The organism is Vibrio sp. 1874 (assembly GCF_033344395.1).
Lineage (GTDB): Bacteria > Pseudomonadota > Gammaproteobacteria > Enterobacterales > Vibrionaceae > Vibrio > Vibrio alginolyticus.
Genome location: NZ_JAWPOR010000012.1, coordinates 134,631 through 147,203, shown reverse-complemented (window position 1 = coordinate 147,203; position 12,573 = coordinate 134,631). Strand labels below are relative to the sequence as shown.

Sequence of the window (12,573 nt, the reverse complement as noted above, 5' to 3'; positions counted from 1 at the left end):
CCACCTCCGCAGCCATTTATTGGTGTGGTCTACAGAGGATTAAGTCTTTTTAGAGGGGAAAATCCCTAGAACCCCATTGTGATACTTGGTAATCATTCCCCCCACGAAATTTATTGCCATTAACTGAAGTAATAGCACGTTTTAACTGATGGTATGCTTCACCTCTGTTCAAGGCTTGCTGGACGTAATGACGCAACGTTGAATTATCAACATACTCCAAAACATAAATAGATTTAATTAAACGGTCGTACTCATGCAATGCTGACAATCTTCGGCTCTTGCCGTTACTCAACTTTCTAATGATTGTGCTTTGAGTGGTGGTTTTACGACTCAATGAACAAACAATATGCTGAATATTGTCCCATTCTTCAGCAATTAGCTTATGATTAATATCTTTCTTTAATTGAATACGGCCTCCGTTCTCTTCAGTCACTTCAAATAGCTCAAAAAACACCTTTTTCATTTTCGCGTATCGAGGGGCGAATGTGTAACCAAAGAAATCTAATATAGCGAAGTTAACATTATTGGTACCATGCGTATCGGTCGATAAGGTATTAGGCTGTATATCTGAAGAGTTGTTATAGAGTAAGTCAAAAGCAAAGTGACCTTCATATTCGTTAGCGCCAATGACTTGCGTACTCACCGGAACATGACGTGGTCAACCAAAATTGACCAACCCAGTTAAGCTACTTTTTTCAATTTCTTCATGTCCGCCTCATATTGATTTGAAATTTCCATACTTTATCTAATTCATGTTTTTCTAAATTAGCTAAAATGCAACTCAGAAATGTCCAGAAGTGAGTTGTGTGGTGTCGAGTGGAGATTGTACGATTAAGCCCCTAAGTAATTAGTCCGTCAGTCTCCCTCGGTAATCAAATTAGTACATCTTAGCGATCAAATTGGTAAAAAATTAGACATGTAGATGAATGCCCACCTTAAAAAATAGACAGCGGGTTGGGCTGGGTGATTTTTCTGGTGTTAGACGCCAGCAACCCATGCGGCAGAATGGTTGCTCACTTACTCGTCTATTTTTAGCGGGAATTCTTAGCCAACTGTACGCGCTGTATGCAGATTTAAGCAGTCGAGTGATGCGCACTTTGGAGGAGATGGCACCACGAGTAGAGGTTTACTCTATTGACGAAGCGTTTTTGGATTTAACCGGTATTGAGTCTGCCATATCTCTTGTCGAGTTCGGACAACAAGTGCGAGAGCGCATAGGCCACTGGATTGGGATCACCGTCTGTGTAGGCATTGCACCGACTAAAACACTCGCCAAACTGGCTAACCATGCCGCCAAAAAATATCCAGCTACTCAGGGGGTTGTAGACCTGACCAATCCAGATCGGCAACGTCGATTGCTCGCATTAGTCCCGGTTGATGATGTTTGGGGCGTTGGTAGACGGCTTTCTAAGCGTTTAAATGCGTTGGGTATCACCACAGCCTTAGATCTCGCCAATGCCTCTCCTAGAGCCATCAGAGACCAGTTTTCAGAGGTTTTAGAAAGAACCGTCAGAGAGCTCAATGGTGAGTCGTGCATTGAACTTGAAGAGATCCCGCCAACTAAGAAGCAAATCGTCTGTAGCCGTTCATTTGGCGTAAAAGTGACGCACTTTGAATTTTTAAGTGAAGCCGTATGCGAATACGCAACCCGCGCCACTGAGAAACTTCGCAAAGAACAGCAGCAAGCCAAAGTGCTGACCGTGTTCATACGTACCAGCCCCTTTAAGGACAACGAGCCGCAGTACAGCAACTCTGCATCGGGTGAATTGCTAATCCCCAGTTGCGACACGCGGGATTTTATCGAGCTGGCCAATCACTTACTCAAGCGGATATGGAAGGATGGTTTTCGTTATGCCAAAGCGGGCGTCATGCTGTCTGACTTTTACGATCCTGGCATGTTTCAACCAGGACTATTCGATGACGTATCGACCCGCTCTAATAGCCAGCAGCTAATGTCTGTATTGGACACCATTAACCAAAGCGGTGCCGGAAAGGTTTTCTTTGCTGGACAAGGACTCAAGAAAGATTGGTCGATGAAGCGAGAGCATTTGTCTCCCGCTTATACAACACGCTGGGACCAGTTACCGCGAGTGAAGTAGCGCAGTTGACTCAATACGCATTCACTCTGCGACGCAGCATGTTGAGCTTATCAACCTGGCGTCGAATATCACTGAAGAATTCCTCTTTCTCCATGGCCAGCGCTAGCTCCCATTCTTTGGCCAAACCTTGGCAGTCTAAAAATGCGTATCTCAGCTTCGTCTTTGAGATACGCAGCCCCTTGCTAAAGACCACGCGTTTGCCTCGTTGACCGTGAAAACTGTTGATATACCACTCTATGCCAAAGCCATACTTAAAGTCTCTGATACGGACACCAAGCAGACCCCAGTCTTTAAAGGGCTCATTCTCTCGAACCTTGTAATGGGTAACCCAAAAGTCATCAACTTCAGCTCGTGCCAGCGCTTTTAGCCTGTCCGTTTCTTGCTGAAGTAAATCTGATACATCTGCTTTCCATTGTTCATTGACGATTTCTACCAAACCAATTTCCCCATCCAATTAACCCCTAAAGCCAAAACCACTATCCGTTTGGCTTTTGGATCGAAACGCCAAACGTAAAACTGCCGTCACAATCACTGTTTGGCGTCTCGATATAAATCGACTCGCTCAATCCCATACCCGACAAGGGATACAGGCTGATTTCACTTAAAAACACCTAAAAAGACGTATCGCCATGAAGATACAAACCGTTTGGCAAGTTCAGGCCAGAATGCAAACGACGTTTGGCGTCTCAATTTTTTTGGCTAGGTCACCAGCCGCCAAACAGAGCCTATTCTCATACTTTTGCAAAAATGCAATAGGCAGATAGATGAAAGGATTTGTCACCTTTCTGCCCACCGCCAGTGCACCGAATCCTGATAATGACATTTGAGTAAACCGCCAGAGCACTTGGAAATGCCCAAGCGTGAACAGCGCGGTTGATTGAAAACCGTTAGAGCACTTTGAGTGCACAGGAGATAAGTATGTTTGTACTAGGCGTAGATATCGGTTACTCAAACCTGAAGCTGGCAATTGGCCAATCAGGTAGTGAACCGAAAACCATTATTCTACCTGCGGGTGCCGGTCCAGCGGATCGTATGCCGGAGCGTATCGGTGGAGGCGATGATGAAACTTGTTTGTATGTCTCTGTCGATAATGAGCGCTGGGCCGCTGGTGTTCCTGCTGGACGCCTTCAAGGCTGGGAACGAGAGCTTCACCCGGAATATCCCACCACAAAAACCTATAAGGCACTTTTTCATGCCGCCTTGTTAATGGCTGAAACAGAATCCATCGATTTGGTTGTCACTGGATTACCGGTTTCCCAGTTTCATGAACCACAACGTAAGTCTGACCTTGTGCAGCGTTTAAAAGGTGTCCATCAAGTGACGCCTAAGCGCAGCATCACCGTTCATGACGTCAAAGTACTACCACAGCCTGCCGGTGCCTATATGGATCTGGTTCAAACGGGTGGTGATCTGGGCTTGATTGAAGAAGGTCGTGTCGTCGTCATTGATCCCGGCTTCTTTTCTGTTGATTGGGTTGCCCTTGAGGCCGGAGAAATTCGCTACAGCTCATCAGGAACCAGTCTTCAGGCAATGTCCGTGCTACTGGAAACCATCGATAAGCTGATTTCGGAAGATCATGGTGCCAAAGTCGGAATGGATCGACTTGAAAAAGCCATGAGAACCGGCGACTTACAGGTCCTGCTATTTGGAGAAAAAGTCGATATTTCACCTTATCTGAATGCTGCCATGAAAAAGGTAGCGCCTGTTGCTCTTACAGCCATGCGTCAATCCATGCGTGACGAAAGCATTAATGCGGACTTGGTATTGATCGCCGGAGGTGGAGCCTTGGCTTATAAGGAAGCGGCCAAGGAGATTTTTTCACGAAGCAAGATCATCGTGCCTGAGCAGTCTGTTTTGGCGAACGTCCGAGGCTTCTGGTTTTATGGGGCATGATCATGAGAGTTGTCGTCAACATTCCCCCAGGGAGCCACCCAGAACTACTCAAAGAATTGGAAAAGACGCCACCACGGGAACGCGCTGAGCGTCTGCGGATGCTGGCAACCTTTGGGTTAATTCAAATGAGCCAACCCAATCTATCCACGACATCTGTACCGGTGGATGGCCTTGCACCAGATGGTGAAGTTACTTCTATGAGTACAGCGCCAGAACCCAAAGCAGAAACACGTAAACAATCATTAAAATCAAAACTAGGGCTGGGCTTATAACATGGCGTTATCAGTTAGCTGGCTCGATGCCAGGTTAAATAAAGAAGCAAAAGAAACCGTAGTAAAAGCCGACCGAGATGGGCTAAGTGCTCGGGTATCGCCCAAGGGCAAAATTGTTTTTCAGTTTCGTTATCGGTTCGATGGCAAGCAACAGCGGGTAGACATAGGTACTTACCCCCTTATGAAGCTGGCTGAAGCCAGGAATGAGCTGGATAGGTTAAGGGCAGTACTTGATCAAGGCCGAAACCCCAAGCTTTACCTACAGCAGGAACGGGCTAAGTATTCTGCTAATCAAAGCTTCGAATCGATTTTTCGAGACTGGATAGACTCTGCCGGTAAGCAAGGGCTAAAGGAGAAAACGTGGCACTACCAAAAACGCAGCAGTGAAATATATTTGCTGCCCCGACTTGGCAAGTATCCATTAACTGACATCACTGAATTGTCCTTGCGAAACTGTCTTCGTGAGGTTTCGGAATCGTCTCCGTCAAACACAGAGCGCCTAGTGTCTGTACTGCATAAGTTCTATGACTGGCTGATTGATGAACAAATTTTGGAAATTAACGCTGCCGCTGGGATCACAGCAAAAAAGGTTGGCGGTAAAAAAGGAAAACGAACTCGGGTGCTAAATGACAACGAGATCAGGATACTTTGGCGCTATTTGCATGAGTCAAAAATCACTGAGAAGAATCGCATCTACATAAAACTGCTTCTCTTATTGGGAGGGCGCAAGGGCGAACTCATTCAAGCTGAAAAGCATCACTTTGACTTGCAATCTGCAATGTGGACAGTGCCCATAGAGATCCGCAAACAAGGTGAGAAAATTGGAGCGCCGATCATGCGGCCATTGATTAAGCCAGCTATTGAGCTGATTGAACTGGCGATGCAGATGAGCAAATCAACTTACTTGTTTCCCGCGAACGGACAAGAAGAGCTTGCCACAAATGGCTTTGATACCACTATTCCTAACAATGTGAAAATCTGGGCTCGCAGATCGCTTGGTATTGAGATGGAACACTGGTCTATGCATGATCTTCGCAGAACGATGCGAACGCGAATGTCTGCCATCACGACGCAAGAAGTTGCCGAGTTGATGATTGGCCACAGCAAAAAAGGGCTGGATGCTATCTACAACCAATATCAGTACCTGGACGAAATGCGTCATGCTTACGACGTTTGGTATCAACAACTAGAAACCATCATCGAGCCGACAGGCTTTCCATTCAACTGGCGTTTCGGACAATAAGGGGTAGCTGAATTAAGGAAGAGACTGAGCTAGTACAAATGACCGAGTCAAGTAGTGCATTTGGCTCGGTTTAGATTAGTTGTTTTTCCAGTTACAAAAAAACAACTTATCGAATAATTATTATAAGTCTCACGACGCCTCAGAGAGAGGTATTTGCAATTCATCCACAAGGGTTTGCTTAGATTTATACTCTAGCTCGCTTCTCTTTATTTTTAGCTTTTGTAATAAAGCACTATGAGTCACCTCGAAATCATTAAAAATTGTAGACCAACTTTTAACGTATACTCGAATTCTTTCATCCGCCCCGGAAACAAGGCCCGCGCCGCCCTTACCAGCAAGGTCTTTCAACCGCCTTGTAATTTGAGTATCATTCTGGGAGATTTTAGTTCCAACAAGAACAACATCAAATCTCATTCTCTCATCATTAAAGGCAGGATGCTTATCAAGTACCTCAGCATAACGTTCAGCTTGAGCTAAATGTTTCTTATTCAATGCTACACTTGGTCTTTTTATTTCAATGATCGTACATTTAATAAATTCTTCTTGTGTAGAATGATCAATTGTGACCATTTTGCGTGCAAGAAACAAATCTACTTGGCCTTTTGCCCCCTCTATGGTAGCGCCTTCAATAAGATCACTGGTACTGATATCGTCCCCATCCAATATTTCAATATCTGAATTCCGAAGATTTCTAGCTGTATTAGAAAAGTCATCCTCTTCGGCACCTATAGTTGTGTACTGAGGGCCAAACAACCATGTATTAGCCTCAATAATACCTTGTAAGTCTGGTGTTTCTAGAACTTCTTTAGCGTGCTCTTTAAAAAGGTACTTCATTTTCTGTACGACTAGATCTCGCTTATGAATGTGTCCAATCGTGCTAATTATATAATCAAGTTTAGATTTACTTATTTGAGATGCAAATTCATCCATTTGCTCCTTATTTAAGTCTAAAACGCCTTCCAATATATCTATCAAACTATCATTTTCACTTGATGTAGATAGCCTATCAAGCAAACCGATTATAATTTTTGTTTGCTTAGCCTTTAGCCCATTAAAAGCTGCTGGATCAGCAACGCAGATACTAGTTACTAATTTCTTCGTATGTGCAATTCTAAAGGAACGATCTTCGTCAGACTCCCAATTGTAAACAGGAAAATATCCTTTTTCTTCGAAAGAATCGACAAGCTGAACAGCTCTTTCTCTAAGGAACCCCTGATAAATCTCGGCTGTTTTGTTGCGCAGTTCTTTTAGCAGCATAGCTAAAACTTTATTCCCATCACTCTTTTCACTAATGAAGATGTAACCACCCCTTAAAATAATACAGCTCAAACGTAGAATTTTCTTTAAAATAACCTAAGAGGATTTTACACATGAGCAAAAGAAAAACTGAAAGCCAAATAGTGGCAATACTGAAAGAAGCTGATGCGGGCATGCCGATAAAAGAGGTTTGTCGTAAATATAGCGTGGCCAGTTCAACGTTTTATAAATGGCGTGAAAAATACGGAGGTATGGAGGCTTCTGATGTAAAAAGGCTGAAAGAGCTTGAAGAGGAAAATCGTCGTTTAAAACAAATGTATGCTGACCTTAGTTTAAAGTCTCAGTTGCAGGAAGACATCATAAAAAAGCTGTAGTGCCTGTCACTGAGCGAAAAGCGTGGGCCAAAGAGCTGCTAGCTGCCCATAATATTAGCATTGTGCTGAGTTGCGAGGTAACAGGCATTAGCCGCACGGCATTTTATTATGAGCCTAAACAGGTTGATGATAGTGAGATTATCGATGCATTGAATGCCATTGTTGAAAAGCATCAACGCTGGGGATTCCCTAAGTGCTATAAGCGTCTTCGTGCAAAAGGCTATCACTGGAATCATAAGCGTGTTCATAGGGTTTATAAGGAAATGAAGCTAAGCTTGCGCAGAAAGGCCAAGCAGCGTGTGCCCACGCGAAATCCAGAGCCATTAGCTGTGCCAGCGGAAGCAGGCAAGTCATGGTCAATGGATTTTGTCAGCGACACGTTGCACAACAAGGTACGTTTTAGAACCTTTAATGTTATCGATGACTATAACCGTGAAGCGCTAGGCATAGATATTGCCACAGGTATGCCTTCAGCTAGGGTCACAAGGTATTTAGACCGGCTAGCGGCTTGGCATGGTTATCCTGATAAAGTTCGTGTTGATAACGGCCCTGAATTCACCTCTTTCGAATTCATGGAATGGGCTAAAAGGCACGGTGTAAAAATTGATTACATCAAGCCTGGTTGCCCCTACCAAAACGCTTATATTGAACGCTTTAATCGTACTTATAGGCATGAGGTTTTAGATTTATATATCTTCACTAACTTACAAGAAGTGGTAGATATGACTGAGAGCTGGATAAAACTCTACAACGAAGAACGGCCTCATGATTCATTGAATGACATGACGCCAATTGAATATAAATTAGCAGCTTAAATTCTACGAGAGAGTTGTGTTAAGGATGGGGTATTTACAAAGAGATCAGCATTTGGAGATGAGGTATCTTGAAAATTATCGAACCACTCAGATTGTATATATCCACTTATGAAAAAATTGTTTTTGTAGTTAAAACCAGTCAGATTTCTATACTTCTGATGTTCTTTTGAATCTCTAAAATAATTGTATGACTTTTCACCAGATGGTTTTTTTATCCACTGAATGATACTTGAACTAAATATATTTCCATCAACATCTATAAGCTCTTGAAACAACCTATGTTGGGGAGGCGTCACTCGGACTCTATTAACTGATATTTTAAGGTTAGAAAAAACTATTAGCTTCCAACCAAATTCATTTGAAAGCTCCTCCATGATATTTTCAATATTAGGGATTTTTTGAGATTTTTCACTCGTAATGCCCGTAAGAAATACTGATGTCCCACTTCCATTTGAAAGAATACTACTATGCTGTTCTTTATCGTCGATCAACTCAACTTTGTACGTTTTAATACGAGACGAGTCTATGGTAATACGTGCATTCTCAGATTGTCTTCTCGTAAGCCAGGTTGCTGTTGCAGCATATTTATGAAATGAATACCGCCCTCTGCCTTGACTGCCTTTTTGGGTAACCTGTTTTTTGGATGAGTCATCCCAATTATCAAAATTTCGGTCTAGGTTATGAAAGTCAATTCCTTCACCATTATCATGGATCTCTATTGACTCCACCCCGCCGAGATCACAGGTGTTAATAATGACATCAATATCTGATGCACCAGCATCCAAACCGTTCCAGATATATTCACTCAACATCTTCCAAGCGGGAATTGAGCCGAAACGTTTTTTTATCGACGCATTTGTAATACCTGTTGTCCGTTCTTGAGGAGTCGTCACTTACCTATCCATCCAATCAATAAAAAATCCATGCTGCTATCTTAGCCTAAGTTGGTGTACATATTAACTATATTGTTGGCACAAGCCGGCGTTTCAAAGCGTTAGTCCAAGCTCCAACAGAAAAACTAAGCTACGCTATCTATTCCTAATTCTTCTCATACTCCTCCAAGTCTTCAATGTGCCACAGCTTGTTTCGTGTATTTCGGTTGATACGAGGTTGCGGCAAGCTGCCATCTTTTATTCTTCGCCAGAGCGTCGTATAGCTAATGTGGTAACGAGCCATAACTTCGTAAGACGTTAGAAAAGGGGTTACTTGGTGCGCTACTGCTGTCATCTGCATTCTCCTGAAAATCAATGTAAAGCTATCATCGCCTGATTCATCACTTGTTGATGGTCAGAAAGATGCATGATTTGTTCAGAAGATCAGGCCCATACAAATGAACTTTTAGGACAGCAAGAAAGCAACCGGTAACCAACTCAACCGGCAAACAATTAGAGATAATCGCGAACGTCTTACCATCATTTCTCGATTTTTGGCATAAAAAATATAGGCAAGTTTTGGCTAAAACCCAGTAGGAACAAGGCCTACAGCTAGGTTTGTGTCATGGAATTTGGCTAAAAACGGTAAATATGGCGATTTGTACTCAAGTTTGTACACATTTTCCGAGGTTACGCTTGAACATCATTGAAAAGCAAAGAAACGAGAAAAAGACAAAAAGCCTTTAAATTCAGTACGTAGAGATGTGATTGTGGTGTGCAATGAAAGGTGGTTTTAAGCGTTGAAAGGCTGGGCGGCATCAGGGTGAGAAATAATAGCGAACGTTCTGCGCTTAGACACTTCGCCTAAAAAAAGGGGATTTGACATTAGTTAATCTTCTAAATTACTTTCATGCTCACAAAATAGGCAAGCATATCTACTATTCGATATTGTGCGGTATTCTCGCTTATTATCGCTGTGCTAGCAAACTGGAAAGACATGAACTGAATTTACTCGGCTCACCAGCCTTTACCTGCAACTAACAAGGGAAAGCCAGCTCCACACAAAGAGATGTAAAAATTCAAAAAATTATTATTACATATTCAAAAGCCTCGAATCCGGATACGCATTTAAAGCATAAGTGTTGATGAGGTAATTAGTAACGGCCTAAAACTAACTCAAAAATAAGTAACTCATGATAATGGCGTCTTCCTTACCATTTCCCGATTTAGCTGGGTAATAGTTGTAACGACGGTCCACTTCATTAAAACCTGCTTGCTCATAAATATGGATAGCTGGGTGATTACTTTCACGCACTTCTAACCAAGCACTCTCTGCTTTGGCTTGTTCACAGTGTTCAATAAACGCGTCCAGCAATTTTTGCCCTAGCCCTCTGCCCTGTTGAGAAGGCGCTACTGCAATATTTAATAGTGTCACTTCTCCAACAATATTCTGTCCATAGAAGTAACCAACCACTTGAGAGCCTTCCAGCATCACATGATGGCAAGCACCGCGACTGGATAAGTCACGAACCAAAGATTCGGCCCAAGGGTGAGAATGTGCTTGCTGCTCGATTTGCCAAACTTGGTCGAGGTGCTCTGCACGCATCGGCGTAATTTCAATTGTCACGCATTAGCTCCGTTAAGAGTACGAACAGATTTGTTGCCACAATGCGCGGCGCTGTTCGTTATTACCATCAATATCTTGTAATAGTGGCGAGGTCAGGTGCTTTGCCTTGATGCTTTGATCAGCCTCACAGCCTGCAAACCACACCCACTCTAGCTGATGTTCACCCAGCATGGATAAGCGCTCAGGCTCTAGGTGTAGCGCATCATCAAGCGTGAGCTTAATGCTTTTTAATACGCGCTCAAACATCAATGCCGTCTCGTTTTCTGGACATATTGGCGATACCAATAGGAGTTTACATGAACTTTGCAAATCCAATAATGGCGATTGATAGCCTTCCAGTCTTTCAGGGTGCACCAGCTCCCATGTGCTGATCCCCATTTCACGTAAATACTGTTTCTCGTTAATTGACATTTTCCGTCACCTATTTGAACGAGGGCAATCCTATCAAATTATCGCGATTATACCTAAAGGACTTCAAGGAACACCTGAACACAATGAGATGATTTGGATATTCCTGAACATAGCGTTTTGCCAACAGCCACACATTGGGTATGACATATGAGGTACATTATGAAATTCTTAAATACGCTACTACTTTGCACACTGGTAGCCGCCACCAGCATGAGTGTTTTTGCTAATAACAGCGATGAGTGGGAGCTGATTGCAACGAAAACCGTTAACTTTCATACAGAAACAGATACCGTGACACCAAATAGCCTATTCCGAAACCGAAGCTTCAGTAAAATAAAACTAAAATGTGTGCAAGGAACGGTAGACATTAATGGTTTAAAAGTCGTCATGACAGATGGTAGTGAGAAAAAGCTTTCCTCTATGGGCGTACTAACAAGCGGATTGTCGACTCGTGCCTGGAGCCTTCCAGGTACAAAAGAAGCCAAGCTAAAACAGATTGAAATGACTTACAGTAGCTGGGGAAGCACAAAACTCAGCCTGCTAGGGGTAAGTAAAAAAGCGAAAATAGAGGTCTGGGGCAAAAAGAAAAGTAACCAGTCATCCTAACCTCCCTATCTCAGTTTTCAGTGAATAAGAAAGAAGCCCACTTAGTCGTGGGCTTCTTTCATTTACAGTTCAGAGAACTCTGGCGCATAGTCTATGCATCCGGAGCGTCCAGCACATTGACCTTCGACCAACTCTGCGACTCGAAATGCACCTTTAGGGACATCCCAAGCACATTCAAAGCCCATCTCGTCGCATGATTGAAAACCCTGGCGCGCGTAATAATCAGGATCGCCCAACACCACACACACTGGGTAGCCAAAATCACGCAGTGAATCAAAACCTTCTTTGATCAACTCTGCAGCGATGCCTTGGCGACGGTAATCTTCATGAACAGCTAATGGCGCTAGCCCTTGCCATGACAAATCTTCACCATTTAAGGTCACAGGGCTAAATAAAGCATGGCCTATCACCTCTCCCTCATCTGTACACGCGACTAAGGAAAGCGTGAATTTGCTGTTTTCGCGCAAACGCATCACAAGCTCAGCTTCAGCTTCCGTCGGGAAGGCGTGTTTCAATAAGCGGTCAATGGTAAGAATGTCCGCTGGGGCTTCAGTTCGAATAAGCATTCGCTACTCCGGTTGGTTGTGCAGGCGCTTGAACTCCTTTCTGAACAAAATCAGCCAATTGATTCAAAGCGACTTGCATTGCTTTCGGTAACTGCTCTAAGTCGACACTGTCCATTAAGTTTTTCACTTCTAAGCCAAGCTCAGTATCACCTTCAATTGAAAGGCGACGTTGGAAGAACAGTGTGTCAGGGTCTTCTTTACGACCAGCAATCAGTACTAGGTCGTTTAGATTACCACTAAAACTCACATCTTCCTGAACTGGTTTTTCAGCTACCACCAATTTTTCGTCTTGATAGCTGATGTACCATGCTAAGTTCAAGTCTTTAATCGCAACTTTTAACCACTTGTCTTCAAGGAACTCAAAGTCACCATCTTCCAAGGCTTCTTTAAACACCATTTTTAGCCCTTCCAGCAACGCTTTTTGCTGAATTGGCTGTGGTAATAACTGGACTGGAGAACGCAAAATATTAGCTGCGTTCTTTACTAGTTGACTGCGAATCTTGTTTAACACGTTCATTATCCGTTACTTTGTCATTAG

At 43.3% G+C, this 12,573-nt stretch carries 13 protein-coding genes and 3 pseudogenes; 6 read left to right on the top strand and 10 right to left on the bottom strand.

The features are described 5' to 3' along the window. Positions 1 to 49: 49 nt before the first annotated feature. Entirely contained in the window at positions 50 to 643 is a 594-nt protein-coding gene (locus tag R8N46_RS18900) for a Tn3 family transposase (protein ID WP_000107352.1), read from the bottom strand. A gap of 283 nt (positions 644 to 926) precedes the next feature. Here R8N46_RS18900 and umuC point away from each other — a divergent pair, with 283 nt between their 5' ends. Beyond that, the gene (gene umuC, locus R8N46_RS18895) at positions 927 to 2,099 is read left to right on the top strand and encodes a translesion error-prone DNA polymerase V subunit UmuC (protein WP_001142610.1); all 1,173 of its coding nucleotides are present in this window, start codon (positions 927 to 929) and stop codon (positions 2,097 to 2,099) included. A 10-nt stretch (positions 2,100 to 2,109) separates the two neighbouring features. On the opposite strand, the gene mobI is transcribed toward umuC, so the two are convergent. Further along, on the bottom strand, positions 2,110 to 2,553 hold the full coding sequence (gene mobI / locus R8N46_RS18890) for a conjugative transfer protein MobI(A/C) (RefSeq protein ID WP_000348524.1): 444 nt from the start codon (positions 2,551 to 2,553) through the stop codon (positions 2,110 to 2,112). A gap of 464 nt (positions 2,554 to 3,017) precedes the next feature. Between mobI and R8N46_RS18885 the strand changes: the two genes are divergently transcribed. From R8N46_RS18885 to R8N46_RS18875, 3 genes are read left to right on the top strand one after another with little or no spacing between them, the layout of a single operon-like run. Next, a complete protein-coding gene (locus R8N46_RS18885) occupies positions 3,018 to 3,992 on the top strand; it encodes a ParM/StbA family protein (RefSeq protein ID WP_000497807.1) in 975 nt (324 codons plus the stop codon). Positions 3,993 to 3,994: 2 nt separating this feature from the next. After that, positions 3,995 to 4,264, top strand: coding sequence for a hypothetical protein (locus R8N46_RS18880; RefSeq protein ID WP_001995600.1), 270 nt, complete (start codon positions 3,995 to 3,997; stop codon positions 4,262 to 4,264). Between the two features lies 1 nt (position 4,265). Beyond that, positions 4,266 to 5,507, top strand: a complete 1,242-nt coding sequence (locus R8N46_RS18875; protein ID WP_001218618.1) for a tyrosine-type recombinase/integrase — start codon at positions 4,266 to 4,268, stop codon at positions 5,505 to 5,507. A 129-nt stretch (positions 5,508 to 5,636) separates the two neighbouring features. On the opposite strand, the pseudogene R8N46_RS18870 reads toward R8N46_RS18875, so the two are convergent. Further along, positions 5,637 to 6,806: pseudogene (locus tag R8N46_RS18870) on the bottom strand (DNA mismatch repair protein); the annotation flags it as partial. A gap of 71 nt (positions 6,807 to 6,877) precedes the next feature. Here R8N46_RS18870 and R8N46_RS18865 point away from each other — a divergent pair. Then, positions 6,878 to 7,953, top strand: a protein-coding gene (locus R8N46_RS18865; protein WP_395237564.1) for an IS3 family transposase whose coding sequence is annotated in 2 segments (ribosomal slippage) — positions 6,878 to 7,127 and positions 7,127 to 7,953 — 1,077 coding nt in all. Because the reading frame shifts where the segments join, the coding sequence is not laid out codon by codon here. A gap of 23 nt (positions 7,954 to 7,976) precedes the next feature. Here R8N46_RS18865 and R8N46_RS18860 read toward each other — a convergent pair. From R8N46_RS18860 to R8N46_RS18845, 5 genes and pseudogenes are all read right to left on the bottom strand, one after another. Beyond that, positions 7,977 to 8,846, bottom strand: a pseudogene (locus R8N46_RS18860) (ATP-binding protein); the annotation flags it as partial. 145 nt (positions 8,847 to 8,991) lie between these two features. Beyond that, positions 8,992 to 9,180, bottom strand: a complete 189-nt coding sequence (locus R8N46_RS18855; RefSeq protein ID WP_000127615.1) for a helix-turn-helix transcriptional regulator — start codon at positions 9,178 to 9,180, stop codon at positions 8,992 to 8,994. 453 nt (positions 9,181 to 9,633) lie between these two features. Next, positions 9,634 to 9,711 (bottom strand): annotated as a pseudogene (locus R8N46_RS25760) (peptide chain release factor 3); the annotation flags it as partial. Between the two features lie 285 nt (positions 9,712 to 9,996). Next, positions 9,997 to 10,452: a ribosomal protein S18-alanine N-acetyltransferase gene (rimI, locus tag R8N46_RS18850; protein ID WP_005386430.1), complete on the bottom strand. Its 456-nt coding sequence runs from the start codon at positions 10,450 to 10,452 to the stop codon at positions 9,997 to 9,999. A gap of 12 nt (positions 10,453 to 10,464) precedes the next feature. Beyond that, positions 10,465 to 10,863 (bottom strand): DNA polymerase III subunit psi, encoded by a 399-nt coding sequence (locus R8N46_RS18845; RefSeq protein WP_005386429.1) that lies wholly within the window; start codon positions 10,861 to 10,863, stop codon positions 10,465 to 10,467. Positions 10,864 to 11,022: 159 nt separating this feature from the next. Here R8N46_RS18845 and R8N46_RS18840 point away from each other — a divergent pair, with 159 nt between their 5' ends. Continuing rightward, entirely contained in the window at positions 11,023 to 11,469 is a 447-nt protein-coding gene (locus R8N46_RS18840) for a hypothetical protein (protein ID WP_031781040.1), read from the top strand. A gap of 62 nt (positions 11,470 to 11,531) precedes the next feature. Here R8N46_RS18840 and R8N46_RS18835 read toward each other — a convergent pair whose 3' ends face one another. After that, positions 11,532 to 12,035 (bottom strand): GNAT family N-acetyltransferase, encoded by a 504-nt coding sequence (locus tag R8N46_RS18835; RefSeq protein WP_115386271.1) that lies wholly within the window; start codon positions 12,033 to 12,035, stop codon positions 11,532 to 11,534. Next, positions 12,019 to 12,546, bottom strand: coding sequence for a ubiquinone anaerobic biosynthesis accessory factor UbiT (gene ubiT, locus R8N46_RS18830; RefSeq protein ID WP_005394645.1), 528 nt, complete (start codon positions 12,544 to 12,546; stop codon positions 12,019 to 12,021). The genes R8N46_RS18835 and ubiT overlap by 17 nt, the downstream gene beginning before the upstream one ends. Positions 12,547 to 12,573: the final 27 nt, after the last annotated feature.